Genomic DNA, 21,171 nt, shown 5'->3' on the forward strand with positions numbered 1-21,171 from the left:
CCATCATGAAAATCGAGGAAAAGTTCAACAAGCGCGCCGCCACGCCGGTGAAGGTGCAGCCGCCGACCATCCACTGCGGCCCGCACCACTCGTCCGAAGGCTTAAAGCTGAGGTTCGACCGCCTGCCGAGCGATCCCGACCGGAGCGCCATCGCCATGCACATGACGCCCCGCGAGGCCATCATGCTGGCCCAACAACTGATCGAGGCAGCGCGATATGCCATCGATAGAGATCCCACCATGTACAACGGGCGCGCATCATGAACGCCCACCAACGCCGCAAGGCCCGCCGCCAGGACGCGCGGGACTATCCCGGCCTGCGCCCGTACCAGATCGCCTCCATAAAGAACATGCGTCGACGCATCGCTCGTTCGCCACTGCTGCAATTTCAGCAGATCGGCCGCGCGCTGCGCCCCGCGCCCACCGGCCCGACCATCCACCAACTCGTGATAGACGGCCATCTTCCCAGCACCACCAACCAAGGAAAGGTATGAAACCCACTGCACACACCTGCACCAATGAACACGACGCCGGATACGCGGACTTCATCGCCCGCATCCAGGCCCGTTTCCTCGCCAACGTCGCCAACGGCGGCGCGCTCTACACGACCGGCGGCAGCTCCGCGCTGTTCGAGGTTTTCCTGAATTCGTTCCCCGAGGCCGACCGGCAGTATCACAACTGCCACGCCTGCCGCCGCTTCATCAACACGTTCGGCGGCCTCGTGACCATCGACGAGAAAGGCATCGCGGCGCCCGCACTGTGGTCCGTCGACGATGCGCCCGCCAAGTACCGGCCGGCGATCAAGAACATGATCGCCAGCATCAACGAGGCCGGCGTCGACGGCGTGTTCTATTCGTCCGAAGCGACCTGGGGCCAGCCTGTCGCTGGCGGATGGCAGCACTTCGCCGTGACGCCGCCGGCCGCCATCGTCCACAAGAGCCGGATCCAGACCCCGTATCAGAAGATGGCTGAGAAGCGCGAAGAACGCCGCATGCTGATCAACGCGCTGCAGGACTTCGACGCGCATACCGTCTCGCAGGCCGTCACGCTGCTCAAAACGGATTCGCTGTACCGGTCTGAAAAGGTGCTTGGCGTCGCCGAGTGGCTGGCCGCGCTGCAATCGTCGCTCGAGGACAAGCGCGGCGCGAACCGGCGCCACAACCTGATCTGGCGCGCCGCCGCGACTGCGCCTGCGGGCTTCTGCCATGTGCGCAGCTCCATGATCGGCACGCTGCTCGAGGATATCGCCGGCGGCCTGTCGCTGGATGCTGTCGCGCGCCGATTCGCTGACAAAATGCACCCGCTGCAATACCAGCGCCCCCAGGCCGCGCCCGCCGCCGGCAACATCGCCCAGGCCGAAAAGCTGGTCGAGCAACTGGGCATTGCCCGCTCACTGCCGCGCCGCTTCGCACGCCTCGACGAGGTGCAGGCCCTGTGGACGCCGGCCGCGAAGGAGGATGACCCGGCGCCCGCTGGCGTGTTCGGCCACCTGAAACCGAAAGACGCCCGCCCGGCACCGGCCAACCTCGTCGGCAAGGTCACGATGACCTGGGATAAGTTCGCCCGCACCGTCCTGCCCACGGCCGAGGCCATCGAGTATGTCGTGCCCGCCGGCCGCGCCAGCTTTTGCGCGCTGGTGACTGCCGTCAACGTCGACGCGCCCCCGATCTTGCAGTGGGACCGCGAGGAGGCACGCAACCCGGTCTCCTGGTACTTGTACACTGGTGGCTCGACGCCGGCACACTGGGGCTTGACCGCCGGCACGCGTCATCCGGTGTCCGCCATCACGCTGAAACCCAGCATGTGGAATGGAGGTTTCGAGCACCAGGGCGCGGGTGTGATCTTCCTGCTCGAGGGCGCCAAGGACTCGCACAGCGCGGTGTCCGGTTGCTTGTTCCCCGAGATCCTGCGCTCTGAGCTGCATTCGGTCCGGGCCACCATCGAAGCCTACTCGCAGCGCGCCCGCATGGAAGGCGCCGAGGAGGCATCGGCGGCCGGCATCATGCTCTCCGCCGGCCAGCCGTGGGACGCGGTATTCACGGTTCACGCGGGCGGCACGACCGTGGACTACCACATCGACCGTTGGGATTGATGCAGGCGTGCGGCTGATAGCGCGCAACTATCGGCCGCACATGCAACATCGCAACAATCAATTGGAGCTATCGTTCGCGCAAGCGCACCATATCACTGTGATGATTATTTTTGATGAGGTGCAGTGATGAGCGCGATCCAGTTTGAAATGGCGATGCAGGTGGCCGAGGCGATTGCCCAGGGCCGCGCGGCATCGTGGATCATGTTCTCGGATGGTCGGCGGTCGGCGCGCTGGGAGCGCGAGCTGCTGGCCTGCGCCTGATCTGACAATCCTGCCCCAGTTCACGGGGCATCAACGCAACGCGCTACGGCGCAAAAGGAAAGGAATTGGGAACTGACATTCACGGCGTTTTCCAGCGCCACGACGGCGCCGCTTGGGTAGACATCCCCAGCAAGTACGAAGAAAGCCGCCACTACCAGCTTTTCGCGGTGCTGGCCGGCGTGCGCAACGGGCGCGGCTTTGCCGGAATCATCACGGGCGAGCCTGTAACGCCCATCTCTGAGCCGCGCGGCCTGCCGGACGATTTCGTGCTGGTGGATGGTGACGATGGTGACGTGCACCCCGTCGCAAGCCTGGAGTTCTTCCCGGAGTGGCGACGCAAGTACCACGAGCCCAACGATGCCTTGGAAGTGTGGATGGGCGACCACAGCCATAGCTGGCTGACCGCCGACGAAATGCTGGCATGGTTCGAGATGGCGCCGGTCGTCGTTAAGACCGGCATCATCGGCCGCAAACAGTACGACGCCTGGGACAAGCAATCGACGCCGGACTCGTACTTCGGCGGCATCTCCGGCCATGATGTTGTGGTGATCGAGGAGCCGGAAGTCGGACGCACCGAGCAGCCGTGGACGCACGTGCGCGTCACCTGGGAATCGGGCCTGAAAGAGGAGCTGAAATACTTCTTCGATGAAGTCCGCCGGCTGCACGAAGAACACGGCCAAGTCCGCTACGTGTTCGGCTTCGATAGCTGATAGCCCCGGTCCATGCCCTGTACGCAGGGCATGAGCAGCGGCTTTCGCTGGTTTGATCAATCATGCCTCACGGGGCGCAAAGGAAAGGAATGGGAACTCGACACCTCACGCTGGTCGCGCTGGACGGGAAATACAAGGTCGCTCAATACGGCCAGTGGGACGGCTACCCGTCCGGTCAGGGCGTCACCGCATTGACGTTCTGCCGCGACATGGACCGCGCGGCCTTCACGGAAAAAGTGCGCGCGGCACAGTTTCTCACTGACAAGGATGTCGAGGAGCTGAACGCTCGCATCGAAGCCGAGCACATCCAGGACTGGTCGAAGCAATGGCCGTGGCTGAGCCGTGACGCCGGCGCCGACATCCTCAAGATGGTGATGGACCACGAGCCCGGCATCAAGCTCAAGGACAGCACCGCCTTTGCCGCTGACAGCCTGTTTTGCGAATGGGCCTACGTCATCGACCTGGATGCCGGCACGCTGGAGGTGTTCAAGGGCTTCAACCAGACGCCGCTGACCGAGGGCGAACGCTTCTTCGGCGTCACGGCCAGCGAGCCGGTCGGCCAGGGCTACGAGCCGGTCAAGCACCTGCACACCTTCAAGCTGGATGCGCTCCCCAGCGAAGAAGAATTCTTGTCGATCCTCGAGCCCGACGACGACGAGGAAGATGAGGCCGACGAGGACTGACAGCTCCGGCTCTGGCCGCGTGACAGGCGGCCACGGCAGGCACTGTCGCCTGACTTCACAAGGAAGAAACTATGTTCGGTCGTTCCAGTCTCCTCGCTGCCGCCTTGATGGCAGGTCTGTCCAGCGGCGCCGCAGTCGCTGCCCCCGTATTCCGCACGCCGCGCAACCGCCGGCCCGAGCTGGCGACCGGCCCGAGCTCCATGCTCTACGGCTCCGGCGCGAACAAGCGCAGCGACCGCACGACCGCGCAGGTCAAGCGCGCGTCGCTCAAGGCCCGCAACCGCGCGCGCAACAAGGCCGCGCATCGCGGGTAACCAGGTCTCGCAGCACCGCCGCCGGTCGGATACCGGCGCCTATCAAGGAAAGGATATGAAACGTCTGATCGTGATCGCAGCCGCCGCGCTGGCGCTGGCCGGATGCAGCGACGAATACAGAGCGCAGGTAAATCAGCCGACTGCACAAATGAAGGTCGACGGGAACGAGCAAGACCGGTTCAGGGTCGAGCGTGTCGGCAAGTTCTATGACCAGTTGGCCTACAACGACAAGCGCGGCATCTACATCATCCGCGACCGCCAGACGGGCAAGGAATATTTCGGCGTGAGCGGGATCGGCATCACCGAGCTCGGCTCGCACAACTGCGGCAAGGCTTGCACCACGCGCGACGAGCGCTAACCCTCACGCGCGCGAGCGCACAAAGGAAAGGAATGAAGATCGAGAAAGTGACGGCCGGGAGTGTGATCGCCTGGACCGGTGAAACTCACCACATCAAGACCCCGGCTGGGTGCGTGATCGGCGGCAGGGCCGCGCTGGAATGGCTCGCTGGCTACAGCCGTCCGGCGAAGCGTGCCGAGCCCATCCCCTTCGACCTGGAAGCCGCGAAGGCTGGCGCGCCGCTGGTGACGCGGTGCGGGCGTAAGGTGCGATTCCTAGCGCATGTGCCGGAAGCCGAAGAACAGGCGCGCGTTGTTGTCATGATCGAAGGCCAATCCGTTCCAAGCTGCATGTATGAAAACGGTTCGGCGGCCTATCGCGGCGCTGGTGGCGTAATGCCTGACCGCTTCCCTTATGACCTGTTCATGGCCCCGAAGCCGAAGCGCTACGCCAACCTGTACGATTGCGGCAACAGTATCTGGGTCAGCTACGCCAGCGAGCAGGCCGCGCACGAAGCCGCCAATAGCCGCCCGGCAGGCGTCAAGGTCGTCGCCCTCGCCGTTCCCATCGACGACTACGCTTACACCGACCCCCTCTTCTAAGCTCAGGCCCGCGCCGGCGGGCCGCGCATGCGCCGCCAGCGCCAAGGAACCATCATGATCAACCGCAAAACCCACCAGCAGACCACGGCGCAGCGCCAGCGCGCGCAGCGTGGCGCCTGGGCGATTGACGCCGCGCGGGTCCAGCCCGTGCCGCGTTCCCTACACATCCGCAAAGCCGTCACCAAGGAGCTGCGCCGCATGGCCGGCCATGCCCTCGTCACCGAGCGCACCGACATGCTCGAGGTGCACGTGCCGATCCTGTCGGTCGACGCCGTGCGCGAACTGCTCGAGGACGAGGTGCCGCCGATCATCGATGTCTCGGTCTCGAGCATGTCGTTGTGGGAGCACGTTCAGATCCTGTTCGGCTGGATGAGCGGCATCCACTGGTCCTACGACCTGGAGAGCTGATCATGCCGCGCCGCGCCGGCAGTGTGCCGATTTTCGCCGTGGGCAACGCCGGCACGAAGCAGGCCGCCCAGCGCGCGGACGGGAAATGGTTCTACCGCGTGCGCAAGACCTACACGCGAAAGTTCATTCCGGGCGTGCTGGTCAGCCGCCAGTGGGGCCGCTGGTTGGAATGCGACGGCCGGCCCGATGGCGCGTGGTACGACCCGCGCCTGGGCGGCGCGCGCCTGCCTGATAGCGCTCCGCTATCGAGCAGCGCAGCAACATGAGCACAATCAATTAGATCCAATCGTTCGCCAAGGCGCACAATAAAGACGTACCGAATTTGATTAGGAGATCGCCATGAAAAGCAATGCCAGCCTCAACGACATGAAGGACATCCAGTGCGACGAGCCGATGACGCCCATCGAGTGGGCATGCCTGACGCTCTGCATCATGATCCTCGTTGGCGGCTTCGGCTGGCTCGCCTATTTGAAGTGGTTTGCGTAGCACCGCCGCCGCGCCGGCCGCGCGGCACCACCGAGCGCTACGGCGCGCAGGAGAAAGGACGTGAAAAAACTGATACTGACCGCCATCGCCGCGCTGGTGTTCGCCGGCGCCGCCCATGCCGCCCCCGCGCGCCCGGGATCCACGCCGCCCGTCTGCAAAACCATCGGCGAGCTGGCGGAGGCCATCGCCGAAGACCGCGACGCGGGCGAAGCGCAGACTGACATGATCCGCGACGCTCTTGACGCGCCGGTGTCCCTCGATTGGCAGCGCATCTCGATTAGCATGATCGAGGCCATCTACAACGATGCCGCTTTCGCGCGCCAGCCGCCCGAGAAGATCGGCGGGGCCTTCCTGCTGGCCTGCCTCCGGAAGCTCGGCCCGCAGCGCCCGCTTTAACCCGCCGCCCGGACGGTTGCCGGGCCAACGACAAGCGCCGGCCAACGGCGCGCCCAAGGAACCTATGAAACCGACCACCCGGGGCTACGCCGCCATCGGCCTCTACAGCCCGAAAAATTCGCTCAACGCCGGGTCCGCGCTGCGCGCCGCCGGCTGCTACGGCGCGGCGATGCTCGCCATGCAGGGCCCGCGTTTCCGCAAGGCGCCGACCGACACCCAGGATGCGTGGCGCCACATTCCGATGATCGAGACCAACGACCTGCTGTCCGTCATTCCCTACGGCTGCGTGCCCGTGGCAATCGAGCTCGTCAAGAATGCGCGGCCGCTGACGAGCTACACGCATCCGGAGCGCGCGTTCTACCTGTTCGGGCCCGAGGACGGCTCGCTGCCGGCCGCCATCGTCGCGAAGTGCCGCGACGTTGTGTACGTGCCGACGAACTACTGCATGAACCTCGCCGCCACGGTCAACGTCGTGCTGTACGACCGAATGGCGAAGGAATCGGCGCGCGCCGCGAGGCCGCTGCCATGAGCGCCGGCCGCCTGTCCCCAGCCATGCGCTCGATGCTCGAGGAAGCGGCCGCCGGCCGTGGCCTGTATCACCGCATCAACGGCATGAGCGCCAGCGGCGGCGCCGCGCTGACTCGGGTCGCCCTGGTCAAGCGCGGCTACATCGACTGGCGCACCGACCAGATCACCGACGCCGGCCGCGCCGCGCTGGCCCCCAACCAAGGAAAGGAATGACGCGCATATACATCGCCGGCCCTATGACCGGAATCCAAGACCTTAATTTTCCGGCCTTCCACGCCGAGGCGGCGCGCCTGCGCGCTGACGGGCACGACGTGGTGAACCCGGCCGAGATCAACTCCGACCCGACCAAAGGCTGGGCCGCGTGCATGCGCGACGACATCGCCGAGCTGGTGACGTGCGAGGCCATCGCGCTTCTGCCCGGCTGGGAGAAGTCGCGCGGCGCCACCCTGGAGCATCACATCGCAACGCAGCTTGGCATGCACGTCATCGTGCTCGACCCCGCTACCAACCAAGGAAAGGAATGAACGACTTCAACATCTTCCGCACGCTGCTCGAGCAGATGGACCCTGCCGAGATGGCGCAGCACTCGACGATCAATCACCACGTCGACGGCATGAACTACCTGTGTCTGCACCGCTCGCCGCGCCTGACCGCGAAAATCTACCTGCTCGAGCGGCCGGCCAACCCGAACAGCGGCTACCTCGTCCACCCGCACTCGCACCGCTACCCGTTCTCGAGCGTCGTGCTGGCCGGCGAGCTGCGCCACATCCGTTTCCTGGAGACGGCCGGCACCGAGTGGACCCGCTACACCTACCGCGCCGAGAGCCGCAGGCGCCTCTATGACCGCACCTGCGACCTGACGAGGAAAGTCGAAATCCACAATCGTGGCTCCTCCTACTTCGTCCACCCCTACGAGATCCACACGCTGCAGGTGAACGCGGAGCGCCAGGAACCCCTCATGATCGGCCTGCTGCAGTTCGCCGACACGCAGCCCACGTCCGAGCTCTACCTTCCGGCCGGCGCCACCGAGGTTGCCTATCCCGAGTCGAGACAGCCCACTGCCACCGAGGCGTTCGCGCTGCGCAACCGTTGCCTGGAGCTGATGTAATGACCATGACCAAGGGGCGCATCGACCGCGCCGGAACGATCCATTTCCATGACGCCGCGCTTGCCGTGTGGGAGGAAGGCTTGAACCCCACCATGACCTGGGATCAGCGCACGGCCTGGGAGCGCCAGTTCAAGCGCGACGTGTTCGCGTGCATCGTGCAGACGCTGCACCGCCTGGGATGGACCACCCAAGTCGGCACCCACATTTTCACCACCAACGACGCGCGCTACTGCACCAAGGGCGATCTGCAAGCCGATCTGAAAATCTCTGGCCGGCACATCGAACTCGACTTCTTCCAGAACGTGAACGCACCGGAACGGCCTGACCACGGCGGCCGCTACCAGTACGACCAGGAAAAGCACATGCCGTACCTGCTGCGCATCGAGATGGAGCGCACGCGCCGCCGGATCCGCGATTACCTGCTGAACGTGTTCACCGGCTACCAATTCGTGCCGCCGGATGCTGATCGACGCTCCGACGCCACGGCGATGGAAGTCATCGAGGAGAAGTACCGAAAAAACACGCACTTCGGTCCCGAGCACATCAGCGAATACCACCGCCGCGCGGCGGATGGCGGCCGGATCGAGCACGGCGCGCGCGTCTGGTTCACCGACTACAAGGGCCGCATCCTGTCCGGAACCGCCTATACCAATGGCGGCATGTGGTTTGTCGTCACCGGGACGCATGGCCTCAACAACAAGAGCCAAAGCGAAATCTTCACACGCCGGCCCGAGAACCTGCGCATCAAGCGCAACGCGCGCGAGCGCCGCAAGCGCCTGGAGCGCGAGCTGTCGAAGGCCACCGAGGCGATGAATTTCGAGCGCGCGGCCGTGCTGCGCGACATCCTGTTCCCGGGCAATCCCGAGCTGTTCGTGGTCTGGCACAAGGAGCACAAGGCGTATCACTGCGCCGGCTTCTGCGGCTACACCGCCGACAAGATCAAGGCCGGCCGGTTCACCGCCGCCGAGGTGCGCAACTGGCGCCACGAGCCCAACGAGATCATCGCCCTGGCCGGCGAGAAGGCGGCCTCATGACCTTCGGCGCCATCCCTCCCAAGCAGCTCACTGTCCGCGAGGCGGCCGCCGCCCACGGCGTGACGCCGCGCCGGATCCAGGCGCTGGCCGAGGCCGACCGGATCCCGGGCGCCGAGAAGAAGGGCCCGATCTGGCTTGTGCCGACGGGCTTTTCTGTCCTGCCGGCGCCGAAGCGCAAGCGCGCGATGACGAAAATCAAGGTGGGAAGCGACCTGTAGGCGGGGTCGTGACCTGAAAATTCAAGCTGGTCAACCAACCGCTCAAGCCTATGACTGCGAAAGTTACCCAGGATGAATTCCTGAAGGCGGCGCAGAAGCACAAATACAACGCCTACCAAATGTCAAAGGCCCTGGGCCTGGACCACTCCAACGTCTCGAAGCGGCTCAATCGGCTGATCAGCTCCGGCGTGATCGACCCGGCCGCCGTGGAGAAATCCAAGGCGGCGACTGGCCGCAAAGTCCCGCTGTCCGAGGACGAGCGAAAATTCCACGAGGACTGGGGCCCGCAGGAGTGTATCAACGAGCTCCTGCGCGTCGTCCAGATCGACCCGGACAAGGTTGTCACCCGCAACTACTTCCGCGTTCACTCGGACATCTCCGAGGCCACGTGGAACCGGCACTTTGGCACGTTCGAGGAATTCAAGCGTCAGGCCGGCGTCAAGCTTTCCCGCCATGCGCACCGCCTCGAGCGCGACATCGCCAAGCACGCCAGCAAGGACGTGCAGCGGGCCATGAACGAGCAGAAAGCCGGATGGGAAGGCAAGTACCTGCGCCCGTCCGGCAAGCGCTTTCAAACCGTCCTGGTCGCGTCCGACATCCACGACATCGAGTGCGATCCCTTCTGGCGCATCTGCTTTATCGACACCGCGAAGCGCGTGCAGCCCGAGAAGATTGTCATCAACGGCGATGCCCTGGACCTGCCCGAGTTCGGCAAATACGGCGTCGACCCGCGCGAGTGGAATGTCGTCGGCCGGATCCGCTGGCTGCACCAGTTCCTGGAGGAATTGCGCAAGGCGTGCCCGGACGCCGAGATCATCTACATCGAAGGAAACCACGAGTACAGGCTGATGCGCCACCTAGGCGAGGCCACGCCGGCGCTCAAGGTCGTGCTGTCCGACCTGCACGGCTTCACCGTGCCGAAGCTGCTGGGCCTGGATGCCTACGAGGTGAACTACATCGCCCGCATGGACCTCGCCGCCTTCACCGAGCGCGACGTGAAGGACGAGCTCAAGAAGAACTACCATGTGATGTACGACTGCCTACTGGCGCACCACTTCCCCGAAGGGCGCCAGATGGGTTACCCGGGCTTCAACGGCCATCACCACAAGCATATTGTGTGGCCGTTCTATTCGCCGACGTTCGGCTCGACCGAATGGCACCAGCTCGGTTGCGGCCACGCGCGCGCGGCCAGCTACTGCGCCGGCGAGAAATGGGCGCTGGGCTTCATGCTGGCGCACGTCGACACGCACCAGAAGCATGTGCAGTTCGAGTATGTCGAGATCCGCGACTTCGCGATGATCGGCGGTAAGTTCTACAAGCGCGCGGCCTAATCGAGCGCGCCGGCCGCGCGCGCACACATCTTCACCTGCAGCAGGATCCCGAGGCGCTTGAACAGCGTCTCGTCTTCATAGAACAGGCCCTTCGACGCGAGATAGCCCAGGCATAGATCGGGCGTGGGCAAGCCGCCCCAGGTCGCGTCCGCGAAGCGGTAGACCTTCGCGCATTCCTGCACCCAGCGCCCCGTCCCCTCGAAATCTGCGCGCACCTCGTTGCGCAGCAGCGCCTGCTCGCGGCCGACGATGCCGGCGCGCTCGCAGTAGTAGGTGAAGTCCGCCTTGAAGCCGGCCGGGACTTGAATAGGCGCGGCCATCAGAACGGCTCCGTTTCGAGATCGTCAAGCGTCGTCGGGCGCGCCGGCGGCGTCGTGGGCAGGTCGTGCAGGATCGGATCGAGCGGCACGCGGATGCACTTGGACTGCACGCCGTTGAACTTGAGCGGCTTGTTGATGTTGCGGTCGGCTCCGGGCACGCGCAGCAGCATGCCGCGCAGGTCAGCCTCGTAGGGCGTGCCCGTCACCAGCCGGCGCAGTTCGTTCGATGTGTTTGACAGCACCAGGAAGCCGTCTTTCACGCGCATGCCGTGGCGCTGGAGGAACGCATCGGCCTTTGTGCTGCCGATCTCCAGGCCGGGCACCGAAACGTTGCTGGCCTCGCACACGAGCTCGTAGACCGTGATGTCGATGCCGTTGATCCTGATCTTGCCCTCCATCAGCGCGGACAGCGCGCGGGCGCTTTCATCCTCGTCGGCGCCTTCCAGGTGCTCGGACCAGTCGTACTCTTTGATCAGTGCCTCGGCCTGGGCCGGCGTCGCCACATCGTTCGAGATCAGCGACCACGCGCCGGCCAACAGCGTGCCGTATTGGTCGCCGTCGCGCTGGCTACCAAACACGCGCGCGCCCACCTCGGTAAACACGTCGATGTTCTTGAGCGTGGTCGGCAGCAGGTCGATGGTCCGGCGCAGCAGGCGCCGCGCTACCGTTGCGTCGCGGACGACCAGGGCGTGAATGGCTTCTTTGAGCGATTGCCATTCGTTCGGGTCGTTCTTGCCGTCTCGGCCGGAGCGCAGCGTCAGCACGGACAGGCGGTCGATGTCGGCCTTGTTCTTGAGCGCGACCTGGATCGACGCGAGACAGAACATGCTGCGGATATGGAACGTCATGCCAGAGCCGTCGGCAGTGCCTTTCAGCGTCTCGGCGTCGGATTCGGTCGATGCCTGCCGGATCAGCGCCAGGATCGACTGGACGCGCTTCGCATCGCTTTCTTCGGTCGACTCGGACTCATCCATCAGCACCGGCAGCGCGTCGGCCTTGAGCCGCTGGCGGATGCCGGCCTCGGAGCTCGAGCCCTGCGCGAACACGTCGGTCCCGCGCAAGAGGTCGTGCGCCATCTTGGCGATGGTCGACTTTCCGGATCCGGCGCCCCCTGTAATCCAGAGGTGCGGTCGCCAAGGCAGCGCGCCGCAGATCGGTGCCAGGGCCACCCAGCCGACAAAGAGCAGTGCAGAGCCGGGCTTAGACCAGCGGAAGCGTTTGACCACTTCCATGAGCTGCTTGCCCTCTTCCTGCGTGAATTGCTTCTCGTGAGGAGCCGGCAGAGACTGGGCGAGCTCATAGACGAATTCGGACTCCAGGCGCGTGATATCCACGCGCTGGCCGTCGACGCTAAGGTAGCCGCCGTGGTGATAGACCGCCCTGCCCTCGTCGCTCCAGGCGCCACGCCCGCGCACGCGGCTGATGTCGTAGATGCCGCGTTTGCGCGCCGTGCGCACGATGAAGTTGGCGGCCATCTTGCGGTCGATGCCGCCCGCCTTCTCGCTGCCCGGGAAGTTCGCCTCCCACCAGTTAAGCGGCGCCATCTCAATCAGGCCGATGTCCGAGAAGTCGCCCTTGGTGCGCACCATGATCTGGCGCGACTCGTGGCAGAAGATGAAATACTGGTCGCGGTCATAGCCCAGGATGGCGAAATAGCCGTTGTTCTCCGGACGGTCGTCGTCACCTTCGTCATCGGTGTCGTCGGGCGGCTCATCGCCGTCGGCGGCCGGCGCTCCTTCGTCAGCCGCGCCTTCCCACGGCGGCGTGTCGTCAGCGGGGCCAGGATCCGGCGCCGGCGGCGGGTTCAGCACGGCGTCGATCACGCCGCAGATGGACTCGATGCCCTCGAGCTGCTGCAGGTCGTTGAAGTCGGTCGGACCGTGCGCGCGGCCGCCGCGCTCGTTCGTGGCGCCGAGCGCCGCGTCGAACGGCGGGAACGCGACCAGGGCGCCGACCTCCTTCTCGCACTCGCGCGCGCGCGTCAGGCCGGGGTTCACGATGGGCTTGAGCGTCCACTGGTCGTTGTCGGCCGCGATGATGATGATGGCGTCCGGGAACCGCGCTCGCCAGACCTTCGCCACCGGCAGCAGGTTGGGCGCGTCGAACGCGATGATGACCGCGTGCCCGGTTGCCTCGTGAATGCTGGCGCCCGTGGCGTAGCCTTCGCAGATGATGATGACGATCTTGCCATCGTGCTCGAGCGGCCGGCCAATGGTCCAGAAGTGCCCCTCTTTGTCGCCGTCCGTCAGATACCACTTGTCCGACGCGCCCTCGCGCTTCTGCGGCATGATCGCCTGCAGGCTGTGAATGCGCTTCCCCAGGTCGCGCATCGGGACCAGCAGGGCCTGATTGGTGACCGTGCGGACTTCGCCCGTGTCCTGGTCGATGACCTCCCAGCGGCCAACGCGCAGCCCGTGCGCACGCACGCCCTTGCGCTCGAGGTAGGGATGCTCATCAGCGTCGACCGCCTCGGACCACAAGCGATTGGCGCGTTCGGCGGCAGCGGCGCTGGCCGCCGCGTCCTCGGCCGCGCGCTGGGACTCGATGCGCTCCATGCGCTCGCGATAGGCGCGCTTCTCGGCGGCCGTCAGCGGCGCGCGCTTGATGTCAGCCTTCCAGGTGAATTTCTGATCGTGGCCGTAGCGGCGATTGCAGCCGAACATGCCGGCGGGCTGGTCGTCCGCATGCAGCACGTACCAGACGGTCTTTTCTTTGTCGCCGTCAGCCTTGATCCGGTGGAGCTTGCCGTCGGCCTTTACGTCAGCAGCCGATACGTGAATGTCGTATTCACGCATGGCCCTGCAAAACTGATCGATGATGTCGGATTCATGCAACATACATGCTCCGACTGAGATCCCTGCTCATACTTCCCCTGCTCGAAGTCTGCTGATGAGAAAAAGATGGTGCGGGAACGCGTCAGCAGGAACGCTTCGGGAGCTACCCTATCCCGCACCGAAAACTCAAAATGCCACGGCGGCAAAAATGCTTGCGGCTGTATCGCGTGAAAAACGATGAAGCCGTGGGCCGTCTGGTGATTCTACGGGCTTTTCAGCGCAGCGAGATTGGATTCAACTGATGCCGCGCTCCCTGCAATAGTCAGTGACTATCGACTGAGCGGCGGCCGGCGTGTTCGCCACGCCAGCGATGCCGCCCGCCTTGCGCACGAAGTCGATGAAGTCACCTTGATCTTCCGATGTGCGTCCGCCCTTCGTCCGCTTCGTCTCGATGGCGGTGAAGACAGCAACAGGCTTGCCGACCATCTCCGGCGTGACGATGATGCTCGTCATCCCGCACAGATCCGATGCGCCGACCACCGGCTTGCCCGTAACCAGGCCGAAGCCCAGGGTGATCGGGCGAGCTGCCGCCAGCGTCACGGAGCCGTCCTTGTTGCGCACTGGCTTGCCGGCACCGACCCAGGCCGTGCCCGTGTTGACGCGGAAAAGCGTGACGCGCACTGCCGTCTTGAAGATCGACGACAGTGCGGACAGTGCCGCCCACACCAGACGCTGTACGCCGCCCTCAAGCATGACCGTTCGACGCCGCAATGAGCCGCGCGTCATCCTCGCGCGCCGCGTGCTCGGCCAGCCCGGCGGCCTGGATGTCGGTTATGGTCCAGTGCTTCGGATCGTGGTCCTTGAACAGCTCTTTCAGGTAAGCGATGTGCTCCTCGACATCGAGCAACGCGTCCAGGTCCACGGGCGGCGGCCGGTCATCGGTCAGCTTGCCGCACAGCTCCGCGTCGAGCAGGATACCCGCGCAGGCGATGACGCTCGCCAGATGCTTCACGCGGGTTTTCTTGTCGCGGTCCTCACCGTTCCACCAACGCATCAGGTGTCGGCGCAGCGCGGCCCGGTAGATCGACGCGCGCACGCCAGCGACACGCCAGTTGAACCGGCCGTATTTCAGAGCCCCCTCGAGATAGGCGAGCGCGACTTCGGCCTCGATGGTGTCCGGGACCAGCTCGAGCGGCAGCTTGCCGCTGCCGATGGCGTCTTTGGGATTGGTAGGCTTGTCCATAAATTGGGGTCAGAAGGGAATATCGTCGTCCATATCCGCCTGATTACCGGCGGGCCGTTGCTGCTGGGGGCGCTGTTGCGGCGCCGGCCGTTGCTGCTGCGCCGGGCGCCCGCCACCATTATTGCCTTCACGACCCTCGCCGCCGCCGTCGCGGTTGCCGAGCATCTGCATGCTGTCGATGACGATCTCGGTGCTGTAGCGGTCGGCGCCCGTGTCCTTGTCCTGCCACTTGCGAGTTTTCAGGCGCCCCTCGATGTAGATCGAGCTGCCCTTTTTCAGATACTCGCCGATGACTTCGGCCGTGCGGTTGTAGGCCACGCAGCGATGCCATTCGGTCTCCTCACGCTTTTCGCCGCTGGCCTTGTCCTTCCACTTCGAGGTCGTCGCGACCGAAATGTTGCAGATGGCGGCGCCCTCGGGGCTGTAGCGCACCTCGGGGTCGCGCCCCAGGTTGCCCATGATGATGACCTTGTTGACGGATGCCATAGTAAAACCCTCAGATAAGCGCGGCTTGCTGGCCGCTGGTGTTGGAGCCGGTCAGGCCCTGCCCGGTCGCGTAGGCGGACCGGTGTTCGTCAAACCGCTGGCGCAGCTCTTTGAGCGCCTTCGGCTTCTGTTGCTTGATGCCCATCATCGGCACGCCCAGGATCTCGAGCGCGGTCTGCCCGGTCTCGGCGCGCCACGCCTGAAGATCGGAGATCAGCGCGTTCATGAGCCCTTCCTTTTCGGCCCGCGCGCGCAGCAGGTTGTCGGCGCGCCCCTCTGAGAAGCCGAGCGCCATCAGCTCCTCTTTCGTCTTGGCCTTGCCCTGCTTGATCCTGGCGTCGCGAGTGATCTGCGCCTGCATCTCCGGCGTGATCTGCTGCAGCTCGCCCTCCACCTGCTCCAGGTTGCGGCCGCCGCTGGCCGGATAGACATGGCCGCAGGCCGGGCACGACGGCGCCGGCGGATGCACGATGTAGCACTTCGGGCACTGCTTGAGCTCGATGGTCTCCTCGTCGACATCCTTCTTGCTGCGCTTCTTCTTCTGGCGGCCGTCAAGCGTCCACGCGCGCTCCTGGTCCGGGAGACCGTGCTTGACCTTGAACACGCCGTCGACCATGACGCCGACGTTGCCGACGTGATCCAGCAGCCAGCACCCGCGCTTTGCGTCCGAAGGGCGCATGATGCGGCCGACCTGCTGCAGGAACAGCGCTTCCGATGCCGTGGGCCGGAGCATGATGCAGCATTCCAGGTCCGGCAGGTCGTAGCCTTCGCTCACGAGGTCGACCGTGCAGGCGCCGTGGATCTCGCCGCGCCGCAGCCGCCTGTTGACGGCCGTGCGCTCGGCGTCCGACATCTCCGGCTCGCCTACCAGCAGCTCAAACTTGTAGCCGGCTGCGTTGAATTCGTCGCGGACGTGCTTCGCGTGCTCGATGCTCGAGCAGAACACGATGGTTTTCGCGCCCGGGCAAATCTTGGTGTAGTGCTCGACGGCCGAGCCGGTGATGCGCGGCTTGTCCACGCGTTCGGCGAGCGCGGCGCGGCTGTAGTCGCCGTCCTTGTCCTTCTTAAGCCCGGACAGGTCCGGCATATCCAGGCTGGTGTAGACAATGGGGTTGACCAGCTTGCCCCAGGCGATCAGCTCGGGCACGAGCGGGCCCAGCACCATCGACTTGAACACGCCGCCGGCGTGCTCGCCCAGGCCCTTGCCGTCGGTGCGCACCGGCGTCGCGGTGACGCCGAGCATGAGGGGCCGGCCCAGTTGCTCCCAGGCTCGTCCCCACTTATTGCCGGCGACGACGTGGTGCGCCTCGTCGAAGATCGCGATGTCGAACTGGTACGGATTCGGCGGCGCAGGCTTGCCCGCCTTTTCAGCGGCCGCGCGCTGCTGCTCCCACTTCTTGAGGCGGATCAGCAGCGTGTCGACACTGGCGACCTGGATCCGCGCATGCCGGTTCGGCGTGAAGTGCGGGCTGATCATCCCGTGCTCGATACCGAGCTCGCGCAGCGAGGCAGATGCCTGCAGCAGCAGCTCCTTGCGATGCACGATGATGACGATGCGGCGGCCCTTCTCGGCGCCGCTGGCTGCGATGAAGCTGAACGTATAGGTCTTGCCGCCGCCGGTCGGCAGCACGAACAGCACCGGGGCGTTCTTCTCCCGGAACTGCTGGCGAATCTCTTGGACCGCCCTCTCCTGGTAATCCCGAAGCTTGATGGCAGGCATGAATGATCTCAGGCGCGGCGGTTGCGAAAAGTCCGCGCCCAGCTAGGAAGGTCTGAGGGTTAGGCTGTCTCGCCAGGGATGCCGGTTTCTTTCTCGCGGATTTTCTGCGCGACCACCTCTTGCATGCGCGTAACGAGTTCGACGGTTTTCGGCAGGTGCTTCTTCCAGCGATCCGGCGTCGCGCGCGAGATGCCAGTCTCCCTGCAGATTTGCGTGAAGTTCAGGCCGGCCGCTTTCGCGTCAGCCTCCAGCTTGTCCATCGCGTCGTAGAACTGCTGCTTGAAATCCTTCGATCCCATTACGATCCCTTAGTCGGTAAGTTTGCGGATTGTACTGGAATTGAATCATCACGACTCAAAAGTGAGTGGTGAATGCGCGTGAAGCTCAGAGACGAGTGACGTATTCGCGCGACAAACGAGGGCGCGTTAGTTGTCGGCGATTCAAATTTGATCGACACTACGCACTCACGAACATTTTTGATTAGGAGAGCATATGGAACTGGTCGTCGATCACCCGACCGGCCTGCTCGACTTGACCAACGCGCAGTATCACGATGGCCCGGGCATCTCGAAAAGCATGCTCGACGCCGTGGCGGTCAGCGAGCTCAACTATTGGGACAAGTACGTCAATCCGGAGCGCGAGCCGGAAGATCGGAAGCACTGCTTCATCGTCGGTGACGGCACGCACAAGCTCGTGCTCGAGCCGGGCACGTTCGAGCAAACCTACGCCGTCGGCTTCGACAAGACGGCGCATCCTGGCGCGCTCGACACGGCAGTAGACCTCAAGAAGGCGCTCAGCGACCTCGGCGAGATGGTCAGCGGCGCGAAGCCCGAGCTCATCGAGCGGCTGCTCGCTGCTGATCCGAAGGCCCGCATCATGGCGGTGCTGGAGGCCGAGCATAACCGGCGCATCGCCGGCAAGACGCCCATCCCCGCGAAAGACTACAAGGACATGCTGAGCATGCTCCGCGCCGTGCAGTGCGATCCCGTGGCGGGCCCGCTGCTAAAGGGCGCCAGGGTCGAGCAGTCGTTTTTCGTCTACGAGGACGTGGAGGTTGTCGACCCGGACACCGGCGAGGTGATCATCGTCCAGGTGCTCAAGAAGTGCCGCACCGACGCGATCACTGCCAACGGCATGCTCGTTGCCGATCTGAAAACGACCGACGACGTGAGCGAGGAAGGTTTCGGCGCAACCATCGCGCGGCGCCGCTATCACGTTCAGGCGGCGTGGTATCTCGACATCCTGCGCAAGCTGTACGGCACCAAGGCGCCGCAATACTTCGCCTTAGTCGCCGCGCAGAAAACCCGCCCCTACGACGTAGCGGTCCACTACCTGACCGATGATGAGATCGAGGCCGGCCGGCGTCTCTATCAGCAGGATCTCGCGCGCCTCATCCTGGCGCAGCAGCGCAACTACTGGCCCGGCGTCGCGCGCGGCAAACCCATCAAAGCGTGTCTCCCGTCCTGGGAGAGGCGCAAATTCCCCGACCTTTACCCCCTCACCTACTGACCATCATGTACGCTACCAATCTCACCAGCGGCGGCCCGGTCCGCTACACCGTCGAGCACCGCGACGGCTGCATTCTCATCTTCGGTTCGGTGCCCATGACGGCGCTCCAACCGCTCGCCGGTCTCGCGCCGAAACAGGCCGTCATGGATCCCGACGTAGCGCGCATGGCTGGCGCCAACTTAGCGCTCGGCCTGCGCAAAGACCTCGATACGCTGCGCGCGGCGCTGGCGGGCGCAGCCGAGGCCCGCGAGGCACATAACCCCGCCAACAAGAACCTATCGACCGCCGCCGTCAAATGGCTGGCGTCCGGCGAGCGCGGCATCAGCAGCGAAACCCTGTTTCAATTCACAACAGGTGTCGTCGCGTTGGGCAACAGCGCGCCGTGCCACCCGAGGGATCCGGCCGATTTCCGCCGCTGCTTGTTGCTGCTCGACCAATGCCCGGAGCTGCGCGCCGAACTCGACCGCATGCGCGTGGTGTCGCCGACCTGGAACGCGCTGGTCGAGCGCTGGGCCGAGCTCGAGGCGCTGCTGACCGAAGAAATCGGCGACTGGCGTAACCCGCCGAAGCGCGCGAGCGCCCCCAAAACTTGGGAGCTCATGCAGTCCATCATCAACTCGACCGAAGCCTGACCAGACATCATGCAAATCTCCAAAATCAAGATCAGCAACATCCTCGGCGTGGCCGAGCTGGAATTCTCGCCGAAAGGCTTCACCGAAATCAGCGGCCCGAACGGCACCGGCAAGACTTCGATCCTCGAGGCCGTCAAGTCCGTCCTCGAAACCGGCCATGACGCGACCCTGCTGCGCAAAGGTGCCGAGCGCGGCGAAACCGTTCTCGTGCTCGACGACGGTACCGAGCTCAGCAAGACGGTCACGCCCACCGGCAGCACATCGGCGGTGCGCCGCGACAGCAAGAAGGTGCCGCGCCCAGCCGAGGTGATCAAGCAGCTCACCGACATGATCAGCGTCAACCCGATCGACTTCCTGACCGCGCCGAAGAAAGACCGCGTGCGCGTGCTGCTCGAGGCCATGCCGCTGGAGGCCGACACCGCGAAGCTGGCCGAGATCGCCGGCGTCGAGGTGACGGCCGCGCCCGGCACGCACGCGCTGCAGGTGATCCAGCAGGTTCATACCCAAGTCTACGACGCGCGCACGGGCACCAACCGCGCGGTCAAGGAAAAGAAGGCGACCATCACCCAGCTCGAACAGGCCGTGCCGCCCGTACCAGAGGGCGCCGAAGGCGACGAGCCCGAGCTGGAGGCGGCGCTGCAGGAGATCGACGCTACCCGCGACGCGGAGCTGACGCGCATCTCGACCAAGCTCGACGGCATCCGCAACGACACGCGCACCGCAATCGACACGATCCGCACCGAGCTCCAGGCAGCGATGGACAAGCTCAAGGCCGAGGCCCAGGAGAAGGTCGACGCGCTGAACGCCGAGCTCGCCAAGCGTGAGACCCAGGCGGCCGCCGCGCGCGAGCGCAAGGTCAGCGAATTCGCGGCGCAGCGCGAACCCATCGCGGGCCAGCTCCAGGCCCTGCGCGTGAACCGCGAGCTGCACGCGCGCCGCGCGCAAACGCTCGAAACCATCGGCGTGATGGAAACCGAGCTATCCGAGCTCGAGGAAGAAGCCGCGCGCCAGACTGCCGCCCTCGCCGGCATCGAGCAATACAAGTCGAATCTGCTCAACAGCCTACCGATCACGGGCCTCGAGGTGCGCGACGGCGAAATCTACCGCGACGACGTTCCGTTCGACCGGCTCAACACTGCGCAGCAGGTCGACGTGGCGGTCGAGATCGCAAAGCTGCGCTCCGGCGACCTCGGCATCATCTGCGTCGACCGCATCGAGTGCCTGGACACTGCATCGCTCGAGGCTTTCCGCGAGCGCGCACTGGAAAGTGGGCTGCAGTTGTTCGTGACGCGAGTATCGGACGACGAGTTTTCTATCAGCACCGACGACTGAATAGCATCAATCAATCATCGGCGCTGAGCGCATCAGTAAAATCAATCACCCTTTTCAGGAGAACAAGGTGAAACCCTTCTTTCAAGTGAAATTCCAGGACGGCAGCGTGTTCGAGGTGCCGACGATCATCGTCGCGCAGGACCGCGCCACCTACTACCACGAGCGCGACAAGGACGAATTCCCGACGCTCGACGACGCTCTCAAGGACACGACCGAGATGTTCGCGGCCGACACCTATGAGATCGAGGACTGGGCCAAGAACAACATGAACTGGAGCGAGCTGGAGCCGCACGCTCGCCTTGTCGGCTACGAGCCGGACGAACGAGACTGGATGAACTGCGAGCTGTCGTTCCACGATGCGCGCGTCGATATCGCGCCGTTCAAAGAAGGCGAATCCCTCCTGGGCACGCCGCTCGAGCTCGCCATGACCCGCGTGTTCGCGCAGCGTCACCTGTGCAGCGTGACGGCCTTCAACGGTCCGGACGGCAATCCCGTCGCCGCGATGGCCTTCATCCAGGGCACGCCTGACGTGATGCAATACTTTCTTGGCGGTCTCACCGCCTTGAACGGCAAGCTGTTCGAGAAACCGGACGAGGATCAGCCCGCCGGCGACAGCAGCGAAGAAACCAGCACCCAACCGGAGTAAAA

Annotated in this window: 31 protein-coding genes; 24 read left to right on the forward strand and 7 right to left on the reverse strand. The window is 64.7% G+C overall.

Annotated features, from left to right (window positions below; translation table 11 throughout):
• Positions 1-5: 5 nt before the first annotated feature.
• The 20 genes from AC5ZG1_RS12720 to AC5ZG1_RS12815 all read left to right on the forward strand — a co-directional run bounded on the left by AC5ZG1_RS12720 (position 6) and on the right by AC5ZG1_RS12815 (position 10,507).
• A complete protein-coding gene (locus AC5ZG1_RS12720; RefSeq protein WP_496133058.1) occupies positions 6-263 on the forward strand; it encodes a hypothetical protein in 258 nt (85 codons plus the stop codon).
• Complete coding sequence (locus AC5ZG1_RS12725) at positions 260-493, forward strand: hypothetical protein (RefSeq protein WP_496133059.1); 234 nt, start codon at positions 260-262, stop codon at positions 491-493. Before AC5ZG1_RS12720 ends, AC5ZG1_RS12725 begins: the two co-directional genes overlap by 4 nt.
• Positions 490-2,091 (forward strand): hypothetical protein, encoded by a 1,602-nt coding sequence (locus tag AC5ZG1_RS12730; RefSeq protein WP_496133060.1) that lies wholly within the window; start codon positions 490-492, stop codon positions 2,089-2,091. Before AC5ZG1_RS12725 ends, AC5ZG1_RS12730 begins: the two co-directional genes overlap by 4 nt.
• A gap of 126 nt (positions 2,092-2,217) precedes the next feature.
• Complete coding sequence (locus AC5ZG1_RS12735) at positions 2,218-2,352, forward strand: hypothetical protein (RefSeq protein ID WP_496133061.1); 135 nt, start codon at positions 2,218-2,220, stop codon at positions 2,350-2,352.
• 65 nt (positions 2,353-2,417) lie between these two features.
• The gene (locus AC5ZG1_RS12740) at positions 2,418-3,062 is read left to right on the forward strand and encodes a hypothetical protein (RefSeq protein ID WP_496133062.1); all 645 of its coding nucleotides are present in this window, start codon (positions 2,418-2,420) and stop codon (positions 3,060-3,062) included.
• Positions 3,063-3,151: 89 nt separating this feature from the next.
• Positions 3,152-3,745, forward strand: coding sequence for a hypothetical protein (locus tag AC5ZG1_RS12745; RefSeq protein WP_496133063.1), 594 nt, complete (start codon positions 3,152-3,154; stop codon positions 3,743-3,745).
• A 71-nt stretch (positions 3,746-3,816) separates the two neighbouring features.
• On the forward strand, positions 3,817-4,059 hold the full coding sequence (locus tag AC5ZG1_RS12750) for a hypothetical protein (RefSeq protein ID WP_496133064.1): 243 nt from the start codon (positions 3,817-3,819) through the stop codon (positions 4,057-4,059).
• A 55-nt stretch (positions 4,060-4,114) separates the two neighbouring features.
• A complete protein-coding gene (locus AC5ZG1_RS12755; RefSeq protein ID WP_496133065.1) occupies positions 4,115-4,417 on the forward strand; it encodes a hypothetical protein in 303 nt (100 codons plus the stop codon).
• A gap of 32 nt (positions 4,418-4,449) precedes the next feature.
• Entirely contained in the window at positions 4,450-4,998 is a 549-nt protein-coding gene (locus AC5ZG1_RS12760; protein ID WP_496133066.1) for a hypothetical protein, read from the forward strand.
• Positions 4,999-5,052: 54 nt separating this feature from the next.
• Positions 5,053-5,406 (forward strand): hypothetical protein, encoded by a 354-nt coding sequence (locus AC5ZG1_RS12765; protein ID WP_496133067.1) that lies wholly within the window; start codon positions 5,053-5,055, stop codon positions 5,404-5,406.
• A gap of 2 nt (positions 5,407-5,408) precedes the next feature.
• The gene (locus AC5ZG1_RS12770) at positions 5,409-5,672 is read left to right on the forward strand and encodes a hypothetical protein (RefSeq protein WP_496133068.1); all 264 of its coding nucleotides are present in this window, start codon (positions 5,409-5,411) and stop codon (positions 5,670-5,672) included.
• A 73-nt stretch (positions 5,673-5,745) separates the two neighbouring features.
• The gene (locus AC5ZG1_RS12775) at positions 5,746-5,892 is read left to right on the forward strand and encodes a hypothetical protein (protein WP_496133069.1); all 147 of its coding nucleotides are present in this window, start codon (positions 5,746-5,748) and stop codon (positions 5,890-5,892) included.
• A 60-nt stretch (positions 5,893-5,952) separates the two neighbouring features.
• Complete coding sequence (locus AC5ZG1_RS12780) at positions 5,953-6,288, forward strand: hypothetical protein (protein ID WP_496133070.1); 336 nt, start codon at positions 5,953-5,955, stop codon at positions 6,286-6,288.
• Positions 6,289-6,352: 64 nt separating this feature from the next.
• Entirely contained in the window at positions 6,353-6,817 is a 465-nt protein-coding gene (locus AC5ZG1_RS12785) for an RNA methyltransferase (protein WP_496133071.1), read from the forward strand.
• Positions 6,814-7,029, forward strand: a complete 216-nt coding sequence (locus AC5ZG1_RS12790; protein WP_496133072.1) for a hypothetical protein — start codon at positions 6,814-6,816, stop codon at positions 7,027-7,029. The genes AC5ZG1_RS12785 and AC5ZG1_RS12790 overlap by 4 nt, the downstream gene beginning before the upstream one ends.
• The gene (locus AC5ZG1_RS12795; protein ID WP_496133073.1) at positions 7,026-7,340 is read left to right on the forward strand and encodes a DUF4406 domain-containing protein; all 315 of its coding nucleotides are present in this window, start codon (positions 7,026-7,028) and stop codon (positions 7,338-7,340) included. Before AC5ZG1_RS12790 ends, AC5ZG1_RS12795 begins: the two co-directional genes overlap by 4 nt.
• Positions 7,337-7,924 carry a hypothetical protein gene (locus AC5ZG1_RS12800; RefSeq protein WP_496133074.1) on the forward strand — a complete coding sequence of 196 codons (588 nt, stop codon included), beginning with the start codon at positions 7,337-7,339 and terminating at the stop codon, positions 7,922-7,924. Before AC5ZG1_RS12795 ends, AC5ZG1_RS12800 begins: the two co-directional genes overlap by 4 nt.
• On the forward strand, positions 7,924-8,958 hold the full coding sequence (locus AC5ZG1_RS12805; protein ID WP_496133075.1) for a UvrB/UvrC motif-containing protein: 1,035 nt from the start codon (positions 7,924-7,926) through the stop codon (positions 8,956-8,958). Before AC5ZG1_RS12800 ends, AC5ZG1_RS12805 begins: the two co-directional genes overlap by 1 nt.
• Positions 8,955-9,176, forward strand: a complete 222-nt coding sequence (locus tag AC5ZG1_RS12810) for a helix-turn-helix domain-containing protein (RefSeq protein ID WP_496133076.1) — start codon at positions 8,955-8,957, stop codon at positions 9,174-9,176. The genes AC5ZG1_RS12805 and AC5ZG1_RS12810 overlap by 4 nt, the downstream gene beginning before the upstream one ends.
• A 119-nt stretch (positions 9,177-9,295) precedes the next feature.
• Entirely contained in the window at positions 9,296-10,507 is a 1,212-nt protein-coding gene (locus AC5ZG1_RS12815) for a metallophosphoesterase family protein (protein ID WP_496133077.1), read from the forward strand.
• Here the strand turns inward: AC5ZG1_RS12815 and AC5ZG1_RS12820 are convergent.
• The 7 genes from AC5ZG1_RS12820 to AC5ZG1_RS12850 form a co-directional block, all read right to left on the reverse strand.
• Positions 10,504-10,827, reverse strand: a complete 324-nt coding sequence (locus AC5ZG1_RS12820) for a hypothetical protein (RefSeq protein ID WP_496133078.1) — start codon at positions 10,825-10,827, stop codon at positions 10,504-10,506. The genes AC5ZG1_RS12815 and AC5ZG1_RS12820 overlap by 4 nt on opposite strands.
• Complete coding sequence (locus AC5ZG1_RS12825) at positions 10,827-13,664, reverse strand: toprim domain-containing protein (RefSeq protein WP_496133079.1); 2,838 nt, start codon at positions 13,662-13,664, stop codon at positions 10,827-10,829. Before AC5ZG1_RS12825 ends, AC5ZG1_RS12820 begins: the two co-directional genes overlap by 1 nt.
• Before the next feature lie 231 nt (positions 13,665-13,895).
• Entirely contained in the window at positions 13,896-14,354 is a 459-nt protein-coding gene (locus AC5ZG1_RS12830) for a VRR-NUC domain-containing protein (RefSeq protein WP_496133080.1), read from the reverse strand.
• Positions 14,347-14,844, reverse strand: coding sequence for a dATP/dGTP diphosphohydrolase domain-containing protein (locus AC5ZG1_RS12835; RefSeq protein WP_496133081.1), 498 nt, complete (start codon positions 14,842-14,844; stop codon positions 14,347-14,349). Before AC5ZG1_RS12835 ends, AC5ZG1_RS12830 begins: the two co-directional genes overlap by 8 nt.
• A gap of 9 nt (positions 14,845-14,853) precedes the next feature.
• Positions 14,854-15,330 (reverse strand): single-stranded DNA-binding protein, encoded by a 477-nt coding sequence (gene ssb / locus AC5ZG1_RS12840; protein ID WP_496133082.1) that lies wholly within the window; start codon positions 15,328-15,330, stop codon positions 14,854-14,856.
• A 10-nt stretch (positions 15,331-15,340) separates the two neighbouring features.
• A complete protein-coding gene (locus AC5ZG1_RS12845) occupies positions 15,341-17,050 on the reverse strand; it encodes a DEAD/DEAH box helicase (protein ID WP_496133083.1) in 1,710 nt (569 codons plus the stop codon).
• Between the two features lie 59 nt (positions 17,051-17,109).
• Positions 17,110-17,349: a hypothetical protein gene (locus tag AC5ZG1_RS12850; protein WP_496133084.1), complete on the reverse strand. Its 240-nt coding sequence runs from the start codon at positions 17,347-17,349 to the stop codon at positions 17,110-17,112.
• 193 nt (positions 17,350-17,542) lie between these two features.
• Between AC5ZG1_RS12850 and AC5ZG1_RS12855 the strand changes: the two genes are divergently transcribed.
• The 4 genes from AC5ZG1_RS12855 (at position 17,543) to AC5ZG1_RS12870 (ending at position 21,169) form a co-directional block, all read left to right on the forward strand.
• Positions 17,543-18,559 (forward strand): PD-(D/E)XK nuclease-like domain-containing protein, encoded by a 1,017-nt coding sequence (locus tag AC5ZG1_RS12855; protein ID WP_496133085.1) that lies wholly within the window; start codon positions 17,543-17,545, stop codon positions 18,557-18,559.
• 5 nt (positions 18,560-18,564) lie between these two features.
• The gene (locus AC5ZG1_RS12860; RefSeq protein ID WP_496133086.1) at positions 18,565-19,191 is read left to right on the forward strand and encodes a hypothetical protein; all 627 of its coding nucleotides are present in this window, start codon (positions 18,565-18,567) and stop codon (positions 19,189-19,191) included.
• Positions 19,192-19,200: 9 nt separating this feature from the next.
• Positions 19,201-20,523 (forward strand): AAA family ATPase, encoded by a 1,323-nt coding sequence (locus AC5ZG1_RS12865; protein WP_496133087.1) that lies wholly within the window; start codon positions 19,201-19,203, stop codon positions 20,521-20,523.
• Positions 20,524-20,590: 67 nt separating this feature from the next.
• Positions 20,591-21,169 carry a hypothetical protein gene (locus AC5ZG1_RS12870; RefSeq protein WP_496133088.1) on the forward strand — a complete coding sequence of 193 codons (579 nt, stop codon included), beginning with the start codon at positions 20,591-20,593 and terminating at the stop codon, positions 21,167-21,169.
• Positions 21,170-21,171 lie beyond the last annotated feature (2 nt).

It is taken from the genome of Bradyrhizobium sp. Leo78, assembly GCF_059512425.1.

Bases quoted from the DNA above. Each gene is read 5' to 3' on its own strand.
- ssb (WP_496133082.1), bottom strand. From the start codon at position 15,330: ATGGCATCCGTCAACAAGGTCATCATCATGGGCAACCTGGGGCGCGAC.
- AC5ZG1_RS12825 (WP_496133079.1), bottom strand. From the start codon at position 13,664: ATGTTGCATGAATCCGACATCATCGATCAGTTTTGCAGGGCCATGCGT.
- AC5ZG1_RS12850 (WP_496133084.1), bottom strand. From the start codon at position 17,349: ATGGGATCGAAGGATTTCAAGCAGCAGTTCTACGACGCGATGGACAAG.
- AC5ZG1_RS12775 (WP_496133069.1), top strand. From the start codon at position 5,746: ATGAAAAGCAATGCCAGCCTCAACGACATGAAGGACATCCAGTGCGAC.
- AC5ZG1_RS12845 (WP_496133083.1), bottom strand. From the start codon at position 17,050: ATGCCTGCCATCAAGCTTCGGGATTACCAGGAGAGGGCGGTCCAAGAG.
- AC5ZG1_RS12760 (WP_496133066.1), top strand. From the start codon at position 4,450: ATGAAGATCGAGAAAGTGACGGCCGGGAGTGTGATCGCCTGGACCGGT.
- AC5ZG1_RS12830 (WP_496133080.1), bottom strand. From the start codon at position 14,354: ATGCTTGAGGGCGGCGTACAGCGTCTGGTGTGGGCGGCACTGTCCGCA.
- AC5ZG1_RS12725 (WP_496133059.1), top strand. From the start codon at position 260: ATGAACGCCCACCAACGCCGCAAGGCCCGCCGCCAGGACGCGCGGGAC.
- AC5ZG1_RS12770 (WP_496133068.1), top strand. From the start codon at position 5,409: ATGCCGCGCCGCGCCGGCAGTGTGCCGATTTTCGCCGTGGGCAACGCC.
- AC5ZG1_RS12755 (WP_496133065.1), top strand. From the start codon at position 4,115: ATGAAACGTCTGATCGTGATCGCAGCCGCCGCGCTGGCGCTGGCCGGA.
- AC5ZG1_RS12765 (WP_496133067.1), top strand. From the start codon at position 5,053: ATGATCAACCGCAAAACCCACCAGCAGACCACGGCGCAGCGCCAGCGC.
- AC5ZG1_RS12800 (WP_496133074.1), top strand. From the start codon at position 7,337: ATGAACGACTTCAACATCTTCCGCACGCTGCTCGAGCAGATGGACCCT.
- AC5ZG1_RS12720 (WP_496133058.1), top strand. From the start codon at position 6: ATGAAAATCGAGGAAAAGTTCAACAAGCGCGCCGCCACGCCGGTGAAG.
- AC5ZG1_RS12820 (WP_496133078.1), bottom strand. From the start codon at position 10,827: ATGGCCGCGCCTATTCAAGTCCCGGCCGGCTTCAAGGCGGACTTCACC.
- AC5ZG1_RS12785 (WP_496133071.1), top strand. From the start codon at position 6,353: ATGAAACCGACCACCCGGGGCTACGCCGCCATCGGCCTCTACAGCCCG.
- AC5ZG1_RS12790 (WP_496133072.1), top strand. From the start codon at position 6,814: ATGAGCGCCGGCCGCCTGTCCCCAGCCATGCGCTCGATGCTCGAGGAA.
- AC5ZG1_RS12805 (WP_496133075.1), top strand. From the start codon at position 7,924: ATGACCATGACCAAGGGGCGCATCGACCGCGCCGGAACGATCCATTTC.
- AC5ZG1_RS12745 (WP_496133063.1), top strand. From the start codon at position 3,152: ATGGGAACTCGACACCTCACGCTGGTCGCGCTGGACGGGAAATACAAG.
- AC5ZG1_RS12835 (WP_496133081.1), bottom strand. From the start codon at position 14,844: ATGGACAAGCCTACCAATCCCAAAGACGCCATCGGCAGCGGCAAGCTG.
- AC5ZG1_RS12730 (WP_496133060.1), top strand. From the start codon at position 490: ATGAAACCCACTGCACACACCTGCACCAATGAACACGACGCCGGATAC.
- AC5ZG1_RS12795 (WP_496133073.1), top strand. From the start codon at position 7,026: ATGACGCGCATATACATCGCCGGCCCTATGACCGGAATCCAAGACCTT.
- AC5ZG1_RS12855 (WP_496133085.1), top strand. From the start codon at position 17,543: ATGGAACTGGTCGTCGATCACCCGACCGGCCTGCTCGACTTGACCAAC.
- AC5ZG1_RS12815 (WP_496133077.1), top strand. From the start codon at position 9,296: ATGTCAAAGGCCCTGGGCCTGGACCACTCCAACGTCTCGAAGCGGCTC.
- AC5ZG1_RS12810 (WP_496133076.1), top strand. From the start codon at position 8,955: ATGACCTTCGGCGCCATCCCTCCCAAGCAGCTCACTGTCCGCGAGGCG.
- AC5ZG1_RS12865 (WP_496133087.1), top strand. From the start codon at position 19,201: ATGCAAATCTCCAAAATCAAGATCAGCAACATCCTCGGCGTGGCCGAG.
- AC5ZG1_RS12750 (WP_496133064.1), top strand. From the start codon at position 3,817: ATGTTCGGTCGTTCCAGTCTCCTCGCTGCCGCCTTGATGGCAGGTCTG.
- AC5ZG1_RS12860 (WP_496133086.1), top strand. From the start codon at position 18,565: ATGTACGCTACCAATCTCACCAGCGGCGGCCCGGTCCGCTACACCGTC.
- AC5ZG1_RS12735 (WP_496133061.1), top strand. From the start codon at position 2,218: ATGAGCGCGATCCAGTTTGAAATGGCGATGCAGGTGGCCGAGGCGATT.